This is a genomic window from Flavobacterium sp. JLP, assembly GCF_015350755.1.
GTDB lineage: Bacteria > Bacteroidota > Bacteroidia > Flavobacteriales > Flavobacteriaceae > Flavobacterium.
Map to the genome: position 1 here is coordinate 88,768 of NZ_JADKPS010000004.1, position 18,904 is coordinate 107,671.

The following is an 18,904-nucleotide window of genomic DNA, read 5'->3' on the forward strand; positions in this document are numbered from 1 at the left end:
CACCCAAACTCGATACATTTATTCGAAATATAAAATCAGATTAAAAAATAAATAACCAAACTCAATTTTAACCTCCCCAATTTTGTATTTCTAAATTTTTCATTCATTATAACTTAGTTTAAAAAGTTTATTACTTTGAATGATTTTTTATTTCCTGCTTTGTCTGTTACCACAACTATAAACAATTGTTTAGTAGTGAAACTTTGGTTATGCAGCAGTACTTCTCTACTGTTTTGAACGTTTTTATAACTTACTAATGATTGACCGATTGTGTTGAATACATCAACTTGGGCAATATCTTCTGAGTCATTTGTAACTGATAAGGCATCATTTTTAAAATAGGCTATCGTTGCATTGCTTTTTGAAGAAATATCACCTAGAGCTAATGTTTTTGCTGCTAACTGCGATGCGAAATAAGCGGCATACGCTTTAGATAATTCAGATGAATTACCACAAGAAGATGCATCCCAGTTTACAGACCAAGTCATTAAACCTCTTAAAGAAGGATATGGTCCGCCTGGCTGCATAGTGTATGTTCTTCCTGAAAAAGTGGTTCCATTTCTTAAATAATCCATAGCACTAATCCCCTCTGCTGGAGTTATATAACCGCTTCCTGCGGCACTTGGACAAGCTGGTAATGCAATAAGAACTTTTGAGGCTGGTAAACCATCAAAATGCATTCCTGTTGTACCAATATTATACCCTTTTATAACCATATCAGTTAGGGCTGTTACCATATTTGCTCTCTTAGCTGAACCATAATATTGGCCATCTAATCCGTTTTCTCCTCCTGTATTATACAATTGAACAGCTAACAAATCCAATTCATTACGCAAGTTTTGAATGATTGGCAGGAAAGACCCAAAAGTATCCGTATAGGTAGAATATCCTCCTTGTACGTATTGTGTTTCTGGAGCTGCAGTTAATAAAAATCCAGGGCCATAGTAAGCTTTTAATTCTTTGCAGGCATCTACTATGTTTTTTAATCTTGGATAAGCAGAAATACCTGTATAAGAAATATCTCTTAAACCTCCTGCATTAAAATTCATCGATCCGCCTTCAAAATCCAAATCAACTCCATCAAATTGATACTCATCAATAATGGCTTTTAGACCATTAACAAAAATATTTTTTTGAGTTACATTGTCCAAAACAACATGACCATTTTGACCACCGATAGAGACAATAACAGGAACGCCGCTATCTCTTAATGATTTTATATCATTTTTCAACAATTGCTTATTGAAAACACCATTGGTCAAATATCTAGTATCATTTGTGGTTAATACAGGTGTATAACCATCACGATTAACGGTTTCTACGAAAGAATAATCAACTACGTTAAACTTACTTCCCACCATTTGAGAAAAATATAAAAATGGAGCTGAAGTATTTTCCCAAGAATGTGCATATCCTAAAATAACTTTAGACGGAAGCGCAATAAATCTATTAGTGCTTACCGGGGCAATTTTAATTGTATTGTTTAATGTAGTCACAGCAGCTTTATCATCTGTTGCTTTGATTACAACTGGATAATCCTGATAAGCAGATGGTGTGAAATTATAGGTATAAGTATTATTTGTACCTGCTGTCATATTAAATGTACCACCATTTATTGTGATAGTAACACCAGAAACTGATCCGTCACTATCAACAGCTGTCACCGAAATTGGCACAACTTGAAAAGAACTTTGGTTTACAGTAGTATTCGATGGTGAATTCCATGTAATTACAGGCGCTGCATTTGGGCAGTTTGCACCTGAACAATTTAATGTAAAACTATATGTTTTTGAATCTGTTGTTCCGTTTGATGCAGTAGCCGTTACGGTTAAAGTGTGATTAAGCGAAAACTGATTTGCTGCTGGTGTCCAAGTCGATGTATAAGTTCCTGCAGAGTTAGTCGCACTCAAGCTTTGTCCGTCTAAACTAAATACTACAGATGAGATTGTAGTGGCATCAACAGCACTTAATCCAACACTTGCAACAAAATTAATTGCCGATCCTAAATTTATAGCAATCGCCGAAGCTGTTGGTGCTGTAATGGCAACTACTGGGGTCGTTACAACCGCCGTTTGTCTATTAAAATTATAAACCGTTGGAGTTGTTGGAACTGCAAAGTTGGCTAAGTTATTTGGATAATAAGTCACTTCACCATTTTCCCATGAATTCAATTTTAAACTTGATATAGTTGAATATCCTGCTAAAGCTGAATTGTTATAGCTAAAATTTCCTGAAGCATCTGTAGTTGCAATAATACTTACATAACCGTGTGTATTATCCGTCCAAGGTAAAATCAGTTCTACTTTTGCACCAGAAACTGGAGCCGAACCATTTTTAACTGTTCCGCTTATTAAGTTTCCACTCGTAACATTTTGAGTAAAATTCAATGTTTTATTTGCATTAATTGCACTATAAACTGTGGAAGCCGGACTAAAACTTAAACCGGTTTTTGCAGCGGTTACAATATAATCTGAGCCTGCCACTAAATTAGCAACAGTATAATTTCCAGAAGCATCTGAAGTTGCTGTTAAAGTAGTTGTTCCAGAAGTAGCAGAAACTGTAACGCCAGAAACGGCAGTTGTTCCATTTTTTGTCGTTCCGCTTACTGTATAATAAACTGGAGTTACAACCTGAGTAAAATTCAATGTTTTGTTTGAACTTATTGCATTGTAAACCGTTGAAGCCGGCGTAAATGTTAATCCAGCTTTTGCAATTGTTACAGTATAATTTGATCCCGAAACCAAATTAGCAACACTATAATTTCCTGAAGCATCTGAAGTCGCTGTTAAAGTAGTTGTTCCTGCAACTGCTGAAATCGTTGCGCCAGAAACCGGAGTTGCTCCGTTTAAAACTGTACCGCTAACTGTATAATATACTGGAGTAACAACCTGAGTAAAATTCAACGTTTTGTTTGAACTTATAGCGCTGTAAACTGTCGATGCCGGAGTAAATGTTAATCCAGTTTTTGCAATAGTTACAGTGTAATCTGAACCTGCTGCTAAATTAGCAATACTATAATTTCCTGAAGCATCAGAAGTTGCTGTCAAAGTTGTTGCTCCTGAAACTGCCGAAATCGTTGCTCCTGAAACTGGAGTCGCTCCATTTAAAACTGTTCCACTTACTGTGTAATAAACCGGAGTTACAACCTGAGTAAAATTCAACGTTTTATTTGAACTTATCGCACTGTAAACCGTTGAAGCCGGTGTGAATGTCAAACCTATTTTTGCAATTGTTACAGTATAATTTGATCCTGAAACCAAATTAGCAATACTATAATTTCCTGAAGCATCAGAAGTTGCTGTCAAAGTTGTTGCTCCTGAAACTGCCGAAATCGTTGCTCCTGAAACTGGAGTCGCTCCGTTAAGAACTGTTCCGCTAACTGTATAAGTTGTTGTAACTGCACCAGTATTAAAATCGTAAACTGTTGCTGTAGCTGGAATAGGGAAATTTGCCAAATTAGAAGGCAGATAAGTTATATCTCCATTCTCCCAAGTATTTAATTTTAGGCTTGAAATAGTAGCATAACCTGCTAGAATAGCATTATCAAAACTGTATTTTCCTTGTGCATCTGTAACTGCAAGCTTACTTAAATATTGATGAGTACTATCTGTCCAAGGCAAGATCAATTCTACTTTTGCACCAGAAACTGGAACTGTACCATTTTTAACTGTTCCGCTAATTTTGCTGGCTCCAACTACAATGACATCTTGCGTGAAATTCAATGTTTTGTTGGCAATTAAATTAGTATAAACTGTTGAAGCAGGTGTATAAGTTTGTCCTGTCAAGGCAGCTGTTACTGTATAATTTCCAGCAGAAGGCAAACTAAGTAAATAAACACCGCTTGCATTAGAAACAGCAGTAAAAGTTCCTCCTGTAGAAGTTGCTGTAACGGTTACACCTGAAACCGGAGTTGTATTGTTTAAAATAGTACCGCTTACGGTATAATAAACAATCGGGGCACTTTGAGTAAAATTCAACGTTTTATTTGCATCGATTGCAGTATAAACTGTTGAAGCTGGCGTATATGAAAATCCGGTTTTTGCAGCTGTAACTGTAAAATTAAGTCCAGCAGTCAAACCTGCAACGCTGTAAACACCGCTTGCATTAGAAACTGCTGTTAAAACTGTAGCTCCAGAAGTTGCAGAAACTGTGGCTCCAGAAACTGGAGTTGTTCCGTCTAAAACTGTTCCGCTAACTGTATATGTTGGCTGCGTTCCATTAATAACAACTGCCGTTTGATTAACTGTTACATTTGTCAATGTTACAGGAGTAAAAGTATAAGTAGCTTTTAAAGCTGTTAGTGTATAATTTTGTCCTGAAGTTAAATTGTTAAATGTAAAATTACCTGCTGTAGAAACTACAGTCTGCAATACTGCATTACTTGCGTTGCGTAATTCAACTGTAACGTCTGGAACTAAAGCTGTTCCGTTTTTAACAGAACCCGAAATACTTACTGTTCCTGCAACAATACTTCCAAAAGAAGTATCCACTTGCGTTAGCAAAGCATTAGGAATAGAACCTCTGGTGTCTTGAGATAATTCCCAAACCATACCTCCTGCTAAATTTCTAGATTTAATGTATTGTACTTTTAAATCCATTGATTGTTTATCTTCATAAGAGATAAACTGTTTTAAAGCAGCATTGTATAAATAAGGAACTTTAGTTGTATTATCAAAATAGCGGATCCATCCGGCCGAAGCGGCAGTTGGCGTTACTAACATTGTAGTAGGATCTAGATAAGCATGTGAGTTTGTAACTGGATTTCCAACCAAATCACAGATTTCGATACTTCCTGAACGTTCGCATGCGGCAGGTCCGTCCCAAGTTCCGATTGGATTTTGCGGATTTGTACATCCTGAAACGATATCTCTTGGTGCTGAAACGAATAATCCAGGTAAATTTGGATTTGTTCCATTATTGGCAACATGATCAAATTTCTTTCCGTAGAAAGGCAATCCCATGATTAATTTATTTGCAGGAAAACCGACAACATTCAAATATTGATTGGTTAATTCATCAAGAGATTCAGATTGAGTTGCTCCATATAGAGGATCATTGGTATTGCCACTCGCGTATAAAGGTGCATTGTAGCATGTTTTGTCATACCAGTTACCTCCAAAATCATATCCAAAATAAGTGATATAATCACAATAAGTAGAAATGTCTTCTGTCATTCCGTATTGTGCTCTATTTCCTGGTCCTAAATATTGTTTGGCAACATTTCTAACGTTGTTTCCGGCAGCAATAGAAATTAACTTATTTGGCATTGCCTGACGCATTGCTTTTAACAAATACACTAAATTTTTGTTGTCGTCCGGGCTGTACTTTTGTGGAGGAATTGGCGCTCCGTTAATTACTTCAGTACCGTCTGTTCCTCCAGAAAGAGGATACTCCCAGTCAATGTCAAATCCATCAATAAAAGGATAAGTCACAATAAAGTTTGCCATGTCTGCGGCCAAAGCGGCCCTTGCAACTGGACTTGCTGCAATTGGAGAAAGATCCTGACCTTTTGTCCATCCTCCAACAGAAATTAAAATTTTTAAATGCGGATACTTTTGCTTGAGCTTCATCAAGTCATAGAAGTTTCCTTTTACTGGGGCATCCCACGGAATTCCACCTTCCATATGCTCAAAATCAGCATATGAATCTAAACATAATAACTTTGTATTCTCCGGATGGGCTGGATCATAAGTTGTCCCATAAAAAGAATAATTCAAATGCGTCAATTTACTTCCATCTATCTTCGGGATATTAAAATCCCTGGCATAAATAGACCATTGCGCATAATACCCTACTACTTTTTTACCGTGAGCTGGTTGGGCTAACGCGAGTAAGGGAAACAGTAACAAAAAAAGCAATCTGTAATAATGTTTCATAATTAATTAATATTGGTTAATAGAAAATAAATATTCCAGTACGATATACTAAATGCGAAAATGCAGCACTTAAAACAACAACTGGGGTTTCAGTCGACTGCAGGTTGGAAAATTGCAGTCAATTGGAAATTAATTCATTACTTCTAAAAATAAATATTACTATTACCGATTTCATCCATAATTCAGTAGCGAATAGCAGTGATTGATATTTATTTAATTTTTTAAAAAAATTAGTATTAAATACAGGCAGATAAATTTGGGGACAACTCATCAATCTTAAATACTTTTGTTTGTCATGTTTTTGTTTCTATTCTTTTTATTTGGTTTTAAAGTTGTTACTATTTGGTTATTTTTTTGGTATTATTTTTTATCAATAAGGTTTAAATTTCAGCAGTTTACCATATTTTATCTCTACCAGAAATTGCTGGTAGAGATAAAAAAAGCTCATGGTAACAAAACATACTAAACACTAATTCAAACCAAACTCTTTTATAATAATTTTTTCAAACTTTTGTAAACTCCAAGCTCAACATCTGCATGGTCTTTCGAGTTGCATTGTTCTATTAAATTTTTCAGATCTTCTCCTTTTAGAGTTGATTTATTATCTAAAACAAGCAATAGTTCCTGCGATGCATCATTTAATTTTTTAGACAAAGGCAAAACTGGCTGTATTAGCGGTGCATTGGCACTTAATTCAATTAATCCTTTGTTTACAGCGATCCATTTGGAGAAAAACGCTGCTAATTTTGCTTTATTCTCGGGCGATTTATTTGCTAAGTATTGTGTAACAGTTTCATCAAAAGCTACTGCATCTTTTGCATCTGGCGTACATGCATCTGCAAAAAGTGTCAGAGGAGAATACATTTGATATTCAATTCCTCCTTTATTTCTTGTATATCCTTTTAGAGGTTCGCATACATTCGAGAATTCGTTTATTGATTTTATATTTTGATTGTTTGCGATATTTCTTAAAATCACTGCTTTATTACGAATATGTGTCAATCCTAAATCTTCTAATCTGAAAGAAACCACGTCAAGACGTCTTCTCATACTAGCTAAATCTGTAATATCTTCAGCAGACCATAGTCTTTCCGCAATTGCAGCAGTTCTCGGCCAAAGTCTAGAATCGATAGTTGTTGGCGATACAAGTTCTGTCCACATTGTAGCTTCACCGCCCAGTATTCTGGCTTTTTCTTCTGCTGATAAATCAGCTCCTTTTGGCATTGGATCATTCAGATAATGACTTTCAACCGGATACATTAAATCAATATAATAGCCGTTTGATAAAACTGTTTTATATCCTTTTTTAACTGCATCAACTAAAGATTGTCCGGCAACAACACCTTCGTTTGGACCTCTCCAAGAATGGATGATAGCTTCTTTTGACATGTTTTTAGTCAAAATTTCTTCCCACCCCATTAATTGTTTTCCATGTTTTTTAAGCATTGGCACTAACTGCATAGTAAAATAAGTCTGCAATTCATGATTTGTAGCCAGCTTGTTTTTCTTTTTAAACTCTTGAATTTTCGGATTGGCATCCCAATCTTTCCCTTCGTTTTCATCTCCCCCAATATGAAAATAATCTCCTGGAAATAATGGACACACCTCATCAAAAAGTTCACTTAATATTTGATATGTTTTAGGATTTGAAGGATCTAATGTTGGAGAAAAAATTCCAGCATTTCTTTCAATTCCATAGGTAGCAATTGCTGTACCTTGAATATTTTTTTCAGAAGTTCCGCCTGTCAGCGTAATCACTTTGCTTCCAATTTCTGGATAAGCTGTTAATATAGCCGATCCGTGACCCGGAACATCTATTTCTGGAACGATCAAAATACCGCGTTCATCAGCATACTTTACGATATTTTTAATTTCCTCTTGTGTGTAATACAAACCATCCGAAGCTAATTCAATTAATTTTGGATGTTTTTTCATTTCTATTCTCCAGCCTTGATCATCTACTAGATGCCAATGAAAAACATTCATTTTCATTGCTGCCAATCCATCAATATTTCTTTTGATAACATCAACCGGCTGAAAATGTCTTGAGGCATCAATCATTAAACCTCTCCAAGTAAATCTTGGAAAATCTGAAATCTGCGAATTCGGAAAATAAAATGAATTACTATTGTTTTGCAGCAATTGCAGTAACGTTTCTAAACCGTGCAATGCTCCTAAATCGCTCGAAGCATTAAGCGTAATTTTGTTTTGCTTGATGTCTAGATGATAACTTTCATCTTCATATAAACCAATCTTGCCGCTTTTGGTACAATTGATTTGAAGTTCTGCTGTTGGAACTTCATTTAATTTACCAATAAAACCCTGCTCGAAAAAAATACCAGTTCTACCATCTAAGCGTCGCAAAAAACGAGTAACCCCGCCAAAAATTCTTTGATTTGGGTTTCCGGTAATATTTACTTTAAAACTTTTAGTTAAAGCAAAAATCCCATCGTTTAACACAACACTTTGAGGCCATGGCATAAGATTTAATTGCTCTTTTTGAATTTGAGCACTAGATGTTATACCCGCTAGCAGTAGGACTAATAAATATTTCATTTTATAATGTTTGAAAAGATGTTACCCACAGATAACATTAATAAATGGCTAAAAGAAACAAAACTCAGAATGACTTTTAGTGAACCTCACTCATCATTATAAATCAATCTGAATTTTGAATTTGATTCGCTCTAACCGAACCTTAAAAAATTATTTTAGTAATCAAAACGTTTGAAAGCTTCGATTGCTTCGTATTCTGCCAAACCTAATTCATCATAAAGAATGGCGGTATTTTTATTACGGTCTTCTGCCCTAACCCAGAATTCTCTTGAATCATTTCCTTGGAACATCACTCTGTCTTTTTGAGACTGGTGATACAAAATGGCGTGGCGTTTCAGCAGTACTTCTGATGGAGAAAGCGGAACAGCCATGTCAATTTCATGAATATCCCATTCGTGCCAAGCTCCTCTGTAAAGCCATAACCAGCAGTCATCCATATATTTTTCTGGCTTTAATTGTTTCATTGCTGCAAAGATAGCGTTCAAACAAACCTCATGTGTTCCATGCGGATCAGCAAGATCTCCTGCAGCAAATACCTGATGCGGTTTGATTTTGGCAATAATATCTTTTACAATAGCAATATCTTCTGGCCCTAACGGATTTTTCTTAACCTGCCCTGTTTCATAAAAAGGAAGATCTAAGAAATGTGTATTTTCATCTTTTAATCCGATGTATCTTGTTGCTGCATAAGACTCCCTTCTTCTGATAAGTCCTTTCAATTTTCGAACTTCAAGAGAATCAATTTGGTTTTCAGATTTATTATTTAAAAATTCAATTACAGATTTGAAGTTTATTGCACTTGCATTTTCACCAACAAAATCTTTCGCAACTTCAGCAAATTTCAATGCTTCATCATCTGTAACAGCTATATTTCCAGAGGTTTGATATACAACATGTACATCGTGGCCTTGTTTTATCAATTTTGAAAAAGTTCCTCCCATAGAAATCACATCATCATCTGGATGCGGACTGAAAAGAATCACTCGTTTTTTTGCAGGATTTGCTCTTTCCGGACGATGTGAATCGTCAGTATTTGGCTTTCCGCCTGGCCATCCTGTAATGGTATGCTGCAATACATTAAACATATTAATATTTAAATCATAAGCAGAACCTTCCTGTGCCAAAAGATCAGACATTCCGTTATTGTTGTAATCACGGTCTGTTAATTTTAAAATAGACTGTTTTGTTTTTTGGCATAACCAAACAATCGCTTTGCTTTTTAATTCATGCGTCCAGATGCATTCTCCAACCAACCAAGGTGTTTTAAAACGTGTTAATTCTGAAGCTGCAGACTGATCCAATACAAATGTTGCATTAGAATGATTTTGCAAAAATGTAGCAGGAACTTCTGAACTGATATCACCCTGAATAGTCCTTTTGATGATATCGGCTTTATTTTGTCCCCAAGCCATTAATACAATTCTTTTTGATCTCATGATGGTAGAAACTCCCATTGTGATCGCTCTTTTTGGAACATTATCAATACCATTAAAGTCAGATGAAGCATCGACTCTTGTAATGTGATCCAGTGTAATAATACGAGTACCAGAGTTGATGTGAGATCCCGGTTCATTAAAACCTACGTGACCTGTACGCCCGATACCTAATAGTTGAAAATCAAGACCTCCTGCATTTTTAATATTCATTTCGTAATCAATGCAATATTGATTTAATTCATCAATAGAAACTGTACCATCTGGAATATTAACATTTTGGGGATTAATATCAATATGATTAAAAAGGTGCTGATGCATAAAATAGTGATAGCTCTGATTGTTTTCTTTTGTCATCGGATAATATTCATCCAGATTAAAAGTGATTACATTGCTAAAACTTAAGCCTTCTTCTCTGTGCATTCTAACTAATTCCTCATATACTTTTATAGGAGAAGAACCTGTTGCCAAACCTAATACGCAAGATTTGTTTTTTTCTTGTTTAGATCTAATTAACTGAGCGATTTCCTGCGCTACAATTATTGACGCTTCAGCAGAACTTTTGAAGATTTCGTTGTGAATTTTTTCGAATCTTGTTTCTTCAAATTTTCCTGCGCTTTTATAGCTGATATCAGGTTTTATTTCTAAAGCACTTTTCATTTTTTTCTTTTTTTGTATGTACAATTTTGGTTTTTGAAATGGTATAAGCAATTTGCACTGCTTATACCATTTGCTAACCAAACTTAAATTCTTTATTCTTTTATTCTTAGAAATTTGCTTTGTTAACATCCCACCAAACTCTTGTGCCTCCATTGTCTGCTCCGCCAAGTTTAGAAACTCCGGTCGCAACACCACCAGCATTTCCAGCTTTCTCAGAGTTAACAAAATTGACTCTTCTTACACCAAACTCAGTAGTGATTGTTCCACCACTATAGTTTTTAAGTACAGGGAAAAGTTTAGGATATCCTGTTCTTCTGTAATCAGACCATGCTTCTTGTCCTTCTGGGAAACCAGCAATCCATTTTTGAGTAATGATTTTTTGCAGCTTCACTTCGTTAGTTGCCGCATCATCCCAAGCAATAGTAACATTGTTTAATGCTGGTGAATTATTTTCAGGGAAATTTGGATCTACATATGCAACAGCAGTTTTTGTATTATCCGCAATATAGGCAGCTGCTCCTGAAGCTCCTCTTTGCTCGAATGAACTTGAAATACCCAACTCATATAATGATTTAGCATCTCCGCCCATATTCCAGCCTCTTAAAGCACCTTCTGCTCTTAAGAAATAAGCTTCAGCAGTTGTAAATAAGTAAATTTCTTTTGATCTTACAACAGCTCCAATTCCTGAAAAATCTTGGTGATCTGATTTTGCTGCAATTGCAATACCTGTACGAACTCCTTTATACTGCCCTGGAAATTGAGTCGAAGTATCAAAGAAGGTAGCAATTCTAGGGTCATTATATCCTTTTAAGATAGACTCCATATCAGCAGACATACGAATATCTAACCAAGAATTACTAATTGTTGCAATAGGGTTTGTATAAACTGGAGATACAATTTTAAACGCATCAGCATTTGTAGTCATAACTCCAAATTTTTGTGCAATTGCTTTTTCAGCTTGTGTTTTAGCTAAAGTTGGATTAACTTTTACAATTCGCATTGCCAATCTTAAACGCAGCGTGTTAGCAAATTTAACCCAAGCTTTATAATCTCCTCCGTAACCTGACAAGTCAGTTGAGGTAAAAGTCGAAGGCTCAGCTGCATCAACTCTTTTTGTTAATTCAGCAACAGCAGTATCTAACTCTGCAAACATTTGGTTATAAACTTCTTCTTGAGAATCATAAGCAATAGTTGCACCTGATGTACCAAATTGAGAATAAATAATTGGTCCAAAAGTATCTGTAACTCTATGCATTCCTTCTACTTTCAAAATCAATGATAAAGCATAAAACTGATCATATTTACCTTTAGATTTGTTAGCAATATCATATGCATTAAACATTACATTTTGATATGCATAATCCCAAATAAATCCGTTCCAGCCATCAACTAATGAATAGGTTGTATTGTTTATTCCTCCTGCAAAACCTGTAGGAGTTGCCATATAGCCAGACCAGATATCACAACTTAATCCTTGCTGTAATTGATAAACCCATTCTGGAGTTAAAACCTGAATATTATTAAACATAGGTGCAAATCCACCTTTGATATGATTAAAATCTTGCTCTAATAATTGAGGCGTAATACCATTTTGGTTGGTATTGATTTCCTCAAAATTATCTGTACAGCCTACCGCAGCCAGTAATGACATGCAGATAGCTACTTTTGTTATTTTTGTATTTAGTTTCATGTTTTTAGTATTAGAAAGTTACATTTAAATTAAGACCGATACTTCTAGTAGATGGCAAACCATAAATATCTACCCCTTGTAAGCCTTGACCAGTACTTAATGCAATATTTGGATCAAAAGGAGCATCTTTGTAAATAAAGAATAAGTTTCTAGCAATTAACGAAACACTAGCTGTTTGAATAAAAGGCAATGCTTTTGCATTGAAACTATATCCGATAGAAACCTCTCTAACACTTACATTTGTTGCAGAATAAACATATTCACCAGTAATTCCTGCTCTACCTCCAACTTGAGTGTAATAAGATTGTGCATCCATTTTTGTTACTGCTGTTCCATCAGGTTTAACTGCATTGATTGTAACTCCACCTGCATTTCTAGCATCTCCTGTTACTTTAGAAACTCCAAATGAATCATTTTGAGCTTGAGTCAAACTCATAACATCCCCGCCAAAACGGCCGTCAAGCAATACATTTGCGAAGAAAGATCCAAATTTGAAAGAGTTAGAAAAACCTAACATAAAATCAGGATTTGAGTTACCAACTGTTTCGAAACCGGTTTTTTGGAAAGTTCCATCATCATTCAATAAAATTCTTCCCTGAGTATCTTTTTTAAAGTTGATTCCTTCGATTACACCGTAAGGCTGTCCTTCAATTAATGCATATCTGTAACTGTTTACACCTGCATCAGTCAAGTTTACTCTTCCTCCTAATTCAGTAGGTATTTCTTTAACTTTATTTTTGTTTTGTGAGAAATTGATAGATGTTTCCCAAGAGAATTTATCTCCTCTAACGATATCAGCACCTAACACAACTTCAATACCTTTATTTTCGATACTACCTGCGTTAATACCATAATAAGTTACACCTTCTTTATTACCAACTGGTGCTAAGATTTGTAAATATTGGTTTTTAGTTTCAGAATTGTAATAAGAAACTTCAAATCGCAATCTGTTATTAAACATTCTCCATTCTGTACCAAGCTCATATTCTGATTTTAATTCAGGTTTTAAAGTTGTACCTTCTTTAGGACCAGCAGATGGTTTTGGATCAGAGATACCTGGATTATAGTAATAAGTTGGAGATGTAATAAAAGGATAAATATCGTTACCAACTTGTGCATAGGTAGCACGAACTTTTCCAAAATTAATCCATTCCGGTAATGTTGTCATTTCGCTGATCAATGCAGTTAAACCAACTGAAGGATAAAAATAACTTGGTGTACCAGTATTTACTAATGTAGATGACCAGTCATTTCTTCCTGTAAGATCTAAGAACAACATATCTTTATAACCAAATGTTGTAGCAGCAAATACAGACTGAACTTCTCTTTGAGAATCAACAGTTTGATAATTTCCTGAGTTATTATTAAAATTATGCAAAGTAAACCAGTTAGCATATTGTAATCCTGCGCTGATTCCTGAATCTAAAATTGTTTTTTGATTCGTTAAAGTATTAGTGATACTTGTTCCAACGTTTGCAGTAAAACTAAAATCATCACCAATTTTTGTATTGATTGTTGCAATTAAATCAGCATAACGTTGCGTGCTTAAAGCATTTTCGTTGTAGTATCTACCGTTTACATTAGAAAGAGTTCCTTGAGTTGTAGCGTAGATTTTTTTATCAAAAGAACTTGTTACTCTATTATAGCTGTATCTAGAAGCTATAGTTAACCAATTATTTGCTTTGTAAGATAATGCTAAAGCGCCATTAAAGAAATCATTTTTATCTTCAGATCTATTTCTGTTAATTGCCCAGTATGGATTTTGCATAATATCTCTATTAGTCATCCAGTTTTGTGCCATTAAATTTCTAGTAGGATCAAAAACCTCATAATTATCTTTGTAATAATCAAAGTCATTACCTCTTGGCATTAAATAAACTCCTGTTAAAGGATTGAAATAAAATCCATTAACTGGCTTATTAACAATATTTTGACTTGTATAATTTGCATTTGCAGAAAAAGTTAACTTATCTCCAAAGAATTTAGCCGTTTGTCTGATTCCAAAGTTGTTTTTCTTAATACTATTTCCTGGAGTAATTCCTGTACCAGAAGTATTAGCATATGAAAACGCAGTTGTAGAATTGTCAGAAGCCATTGAATAACCTAATGAAGTAATTTGAGTAGTTCCTGTATTAAAGAAATCTTTTACATGATCTTTAGATTTTCCAGCTGCACCCCAAGATTCATCTGCTCCAGGAGCCGCGATATAATCTGTTTGAAAATCTGGCAAGTAAGCAGCCGTTTCAAAAGTTGTTACAGAAGAAGCTGTAATATTTGCTTTACCGCTTTTTGCTTTTTTAGATGAAAGCAAAATTACACCATTAGCACCTTGAGAACCATATAATACAGAAGCGGCAGCACCTTTAAGAACTGTCATTCCTTCATAATCATCAGGATTAACTAAAGAGATAACATCACCACCATCACGGTTACCACCAGCTAAGCTACCAAAGGTATCATTTGGCTGTCCTGAACCTGAGTTCAACATCGGAATACCATCAATAACATATAAAGGTTGGCTATTAGAAACTGATGAATTTCCACGAATTACAACTTTTGTAGAACCTCCAGTACCTCCAGAACTTTTTGTTACAGCTACACCGGCAATTTTACCAGCGATAGTATTAATAACGTTAGCATCTTTTACACGAGTCAGCTCTTCTCCTTTAAGCTCTTGAGCAGCATATGTTAAAGATTTTCTTGTTTTCTTAATACCTAATGAAGTTACAACAACTTCACTTAATGCGTTAGAAGATGCAGTAACCATTTTAACGTTAATTGTAGCAGCATCACCTACAACTATACTTTGTGTTTCTAGACCAACATAGCTAAAAACTAAAGTTTGTCCTTTTTGTACCTCAATTGAGTACAAACCGTCAAAATCGGTAGTAGAACCTTTTTGACCTCCTTGTACAGCAACAGATGCCCCTGGTAATGGCATCCCATCAGAATCTGTAATCACACCCTTGACATTTTTTACTTGAGCAAGAGAAACTTGCGCCGTAAAAACAATCATAAAGATTAAGAAAATTTTTTTCATGTTTATTTATTTTGTTAGTTATGGTGTAAATTTATTCTTAACGTATTGTTAAAAAAAATAATTTATACAAACTGCCGAAAAGTTTAAACGAACGACATAAAACAATCAATAATACGTTTTTCGAAAACGTTTTCACATGAAAATATTATTCCTTTTTAAGTTTTTCTTGATTTTTTATTCAAAAGAATTGCGTTTTACCAACTAATTGTTTAAAGTTGCAGAATAATTTAGTCTTTAGCTAAATTTCACTAAACCCCTATTAATTAAGTTGAACGAAATTCAAAAACTTAAATTTGACATAAAACTTCAAAATCATATTTGGTTTTGGGGCGGTTATTTTACTCTTAACTTTTTGAGATGGGGAGCCTACTTTAATGATTATCCTTATTCATTCAAATCAAATCTAGTTGAGTTTTCATTGCACATTCCTCTAGTTTATTTTAATCTATTTGTTTTAGTCCCTCGTTATGTACTGAAACAGAAATATATAACCTATACTTTTTCACTTCTGTTAAGTCTGTTTGCTATTTATCTAATCAAAACTGCACTCACCTATTATATTATATCTGAAAATATCTGGCCCGAAGCCAATCGAGAATACCATCCTTTTGAAATCAATCATATTGTAGCTGTTTGTATTGGAGAATTGTATGTTTTAGCAATGGCATCTTCAGTTTATCTGACATTAACATGGCTGAGAGAACGCGAAAGAAACAGATCTTTGAGAGAAAATCAATTCAAAATAAAATTGAAATATTTGGAGAATCAAATTCAGCCGCATTTTTTCTTCAATACCTTAAATAATTTATACGCTTTATCACTAGAATCTTCAGACAAGGTTCCGGACGTGATTATTAAGTTATCAAAATTGATGGAATATGTTTTATATGATGTAAAAGGAACCAAGTTTGTTCCGTTAATAAAAGAAATAGATTATATTCAAAATTATGTTGAAATTGAGAAACTTCGCTTTGAAAATGTTGAAGTTACAATAAACCTAGAATCTGAAATTGAAGACATTGTTGTGCCTCCGTTAATTTTTATTTCATTAGTCGAAAACGCTTTTAAACACGGCGGATTAAATAATAGAAACTTAAAAATTAAAATCAACTGTAAAGTTATCGACAATAAATTGTTAGATTTTGAAATCCTAAATAATTTTGTAATTTCACAAAATCTAAATCCAAAAGGAGGAATTGGATTAGCCAATACCAAAAAGAGATTGAAATTAATTTACAAGAATAATTTCAGTCTAAAAAATAAGACTAAACTAAACTACTACATAATCCGTTTGCAAATACCTATCAATAATGAAGATTAAATGCGTATTGATTGATGATGAACCATTAGCTATCAAAGTGCTGCAAAATTACTTTGCCAATTTTACAGATTTTGAAGTTATTGCTACATTCAATAACTCTTTAGAAGCGCTTGATTTTATAAACAGCACGCCTGTTGACGCTGTCTTTTTAGACATCAATATGCCAATGATGACAGGATTTGAATTGATTAGTTTGATCGAAACCAAAACCAAAGTTATTATTACAACTGCTTTTAGAGAATTTGCTGCCGAAAGCTACGATCTTGATGTTTTAGATTATTTAGTAAAACCAATTCCGCTTCCAAGATTTATAAAATGCATTAACAAAATCACAACCGAATACAATTTAAAAAACAATATTAAAGTCGAAACTACAAAAGGCGATTCTCATATTTTTATTAAAGTAGATAAAAAGATGATGAAAATTAATATTGAAGAAATTTTATTTGTCGAAGGAATGAAAGAATATATTAAGGTAGTAACTCCAGACAAAACCTATATTACCCACAAATCACTGACATCTCTATCTGAAGAATTGCCCGCGGATCGTTTTCTGCGTATTCACAAATCATACGTGATTGCCTTAAACAAGGTCAAATCTATTGAAGGAAACCGAATTCAAATACAATCTTATACTATTCCGATTGGGAGAAACTACAGCAAAGAAGTAAAAAACAAAATTCTAGAATAAATTCAATTCCATATTTCGTTTTCTAACTCGGTAAAAATTAACACATTGTTGAAAAAATGATGCTGTTGGTTTAATTTTAACATTATTTGTGCCTTTTTATTTTTTTTTGATAGTCTTAACAAATATATTTACGGTCTTCAAAAAACAATAAAATTAAAAAATTAACCTTATTACAATTATGAGTTCAGAAAATGTACAAACCAAATGGGGACAGTTTATTCCCCTAGTTATCGTATTCTTCTTTTGGGGCTTTGTTGCTGCAAGTAATGACATCTTAATTCCTGTTTTTAAAACAGCTTTTAATTTATCACAGGGAGAAAGTCAATTAGTTTCATTAGCTTTTTATATCGCTTATACGGTAGGATCCTTAATTTATATGGGAATTTCTGCTGTAATCAAAGAAGATTTAGTTAACAAAATAGGATATAAAAATGGTCTTTCATTAGGTTTGCTTATCTCTGCATTAGGAACTTTATTATTTTACCCTGCAGCAAATACAGGATCGTTTCCTTTAATGTTGTCAGGTTTATTTATTGTGGCCTTAGGCTTCTCATTACAGCAAACAGTTGCTAATCCTTTGGCAATTGCACTTGGACCTATTACGACAGGATCTCAGCGTTTAACTTTAGCTGGAGGAATCAACAATTTAGGAACTACTATTGGACCGCTTATTGTGAGTTTTGCGATTTTTGGATCTAGTACAGGATCTTCAACTTTAAGCATCGAAAGTGTAAAAATTCCTTATTTAATATTAGGACTAGCATTTTTATTAGTTGCAATTTTATTGAAATTCTCTTCTTTGCCAGACAGACCAGCATTAATAGAAGAAGAAATTGCTCACGACGGATCAACTGCAAAAAAATCTGCACTACAATACCCGCAATTAGTAATGGGAATGATTGCTATTTTCCTTTATGTTGGTGTTGAAGTTTCTACAGCAAGTAATTTACCTGCATATATGGAAAGCAAATTAGGCTTTTTAACAAAAGACGTTGCGCCATACATATCATTATATTGGGCGAGTTTAATGATTGGCCGTTGGACAGGAGCTATCGAAGCTTTTACTGATAAAGCAAGCTTACAGCAAATATTACGTTTCGTTGCACCTTACTTAGCTTTTGGAGTTTTCTTAGCGGTAAATGCAATTGCAAAACACGATTTAACACCTTTCTACATTTACGGATTAATCATTTTAGTCTTAATTGCTGCTGATATTGCAAGTAAAGGAAACCCTGCAAGAATGTTGCTTATATTTTCTGCATTAGGAATCGTTGCCTTAGCTATCGGAATTTCAACAAGCGGTATTGTGAGTGTTTACGCTTTCACTAGTGTTGGTTTATTCTGCAGTACACTTTGGCCATGTATCTTTACATTAGCTGTAAGCGGATTAGGAAAAAATACCAGTCAAGGCAGCAGCTTCCTTATCATGATGATTATGGGTGGCGGAGTTATCAGCTGGTTACAAGGATTTGTATCTGAATTCATTGGTATCCAAGCCAGTTATGTTGTTGGAATTTTATGTTTTGCTTACCTTGCATTTTATGCTTGGAGCGTAAGCGGTATTCTAAGAAAACAAGGAATTAATTTCGACAAAAAACTTTCAGGAGGTCACTAAAAAAATCTTAGAAAAAATAAAA

Annotated in this window: 8 protein-coding genes; 3 read left to right on the forward strand and 5 right to left on the reverse strand. The window is 34.3% G+C overall.

Annotated features, from left to right (window positions below; genetic code table 11):
* Window positions 1-113: 113 nt before the first annotated feature.
* The 5 genes from IRZ83_RS11875 to IRZ83_RS11895 all read right to left on the reverse strand — a co-directional run bounded on the left by IRZ83_RS11875 (window position 114) and on the right by IRZ83_RS11895 (window position 15,255).
* Window positions 114-5,876, reverse strand: a complete 5,763-nt coding sequence (locus IRZ83_RS11875) for a glycosyl hydrolase family 18 protein (protein ID WP_194569000.1) — start codon at window positions 5,874-5,876, stop codon at window positions 114-116.
* A gap of 489 nt (window positions 5,877-6,365) precedes the next feature.
* A complete protein-coding gene (locus tag IRZ83_RS11880; protein ID WP_194569002.1) occupies window positions 6,366-8,432 on the reverse strand; it encodes a beta-N-acetylhexosaminidase in 2,067 nt (688 codons plus the stop codon).
* 155 nt (window positions 8,433-8,587) lie between these two features.
* Window positions 8,588-10,525, reverse strand: coding sequence for a glucosamine-6-phosphate deaminase (gene nagB / locus IRZ83_RS11885; RefSeq protein WP_194569003.1), 1,938 nt, complete (start codon window positions 10,523-10,525; stop codon window positions 8,588-8,590).
* 106 nt (window positions 10,526-10,631) lie between these two features.
* Window positions 10,632-12,215 carry a RagB/SusD family nutrient uptake outer membrane protein gene (locus tag IRZ83_RS11890; protein WP_029273139.1) on the reverse strand — a complete coding sequence of 528 codons (1,584 nt, stop codon included), beginning with the start codon at window positions 12,213-12,215 and terminating at the stop codon, window positions 10,632-10,634.
* Between the two features lie 10 nt (window positions 12,216-12,225).
* On the reverse strand, window positions 12,226-15,255 hold the full coding sequence (locus IRZ83_RS11895) for a SusC/RagA family TonB-linked outer membrane protein (RefSeq protein WP_194569005.1): 3,030 nt from the start codon (window positions 15,253-15,255) through the stop codon (window positions 12,226-12,228).
* A gap of 268 nt (window positions 15,256-15,523) precedes the next feature.
* Here IRZ83_RS11895 and IRZ83_RS11900 point away from each other — a divergent pair, with 268 nt between their 5' ends.
* The 3 genes from IRZ83_RS11900 to IRZ83_RS11910 all read left to right on the forward strand — a co-directional run bounded on the left by IRZ83_RS11900 (window position 15,524) and on the right by IRZ83_RS11910 (window position 18,882).
* The gene (locus IRZ83_RS11900) at window positions 15,524-16,576 is read left to right on the forward strand and encodes a sensor histidine kinase (protein ID WP_029273137.1); all 1,053 of its coding nucleotides are present in this window, start codon (window positions 15,524-15,526) and stop codon (window positions 16,574-16,576) included.
* The gene (locus IRZ83_RS11905) at window positions 16,566-17,267 is read left to right on the forward strand and encodes a LytR/AlgR family response regulator transcription factor (protein ID WP_029273136.1); all 702 of its coding nucleotides are present in this window, start codon (window positions 16,566-16,568) and stop codon (window positions 17,265-17,267) included. Before IRZ83_RS11900 ends, IRZ83_RS11905 begins: the two co-directional genes overlap by 11 nt.
* 178 nt (window positions 17,268-17,445) lie before the next feature.
* The gene (locus tag IRZ83_RS11910; protein WP_029273135.1) at window positions 17,446-18,882 is read left to right on the forward strand and encodes an MFS transporter; all 1,437 of its coding nucleotides are present in this window, start codon (window positions 17,446-17,448) and stop codon (window positions 18,880-18,882) included.
* Window positions 18,883-18,904 lie beyond the last annotated feature (22 nt).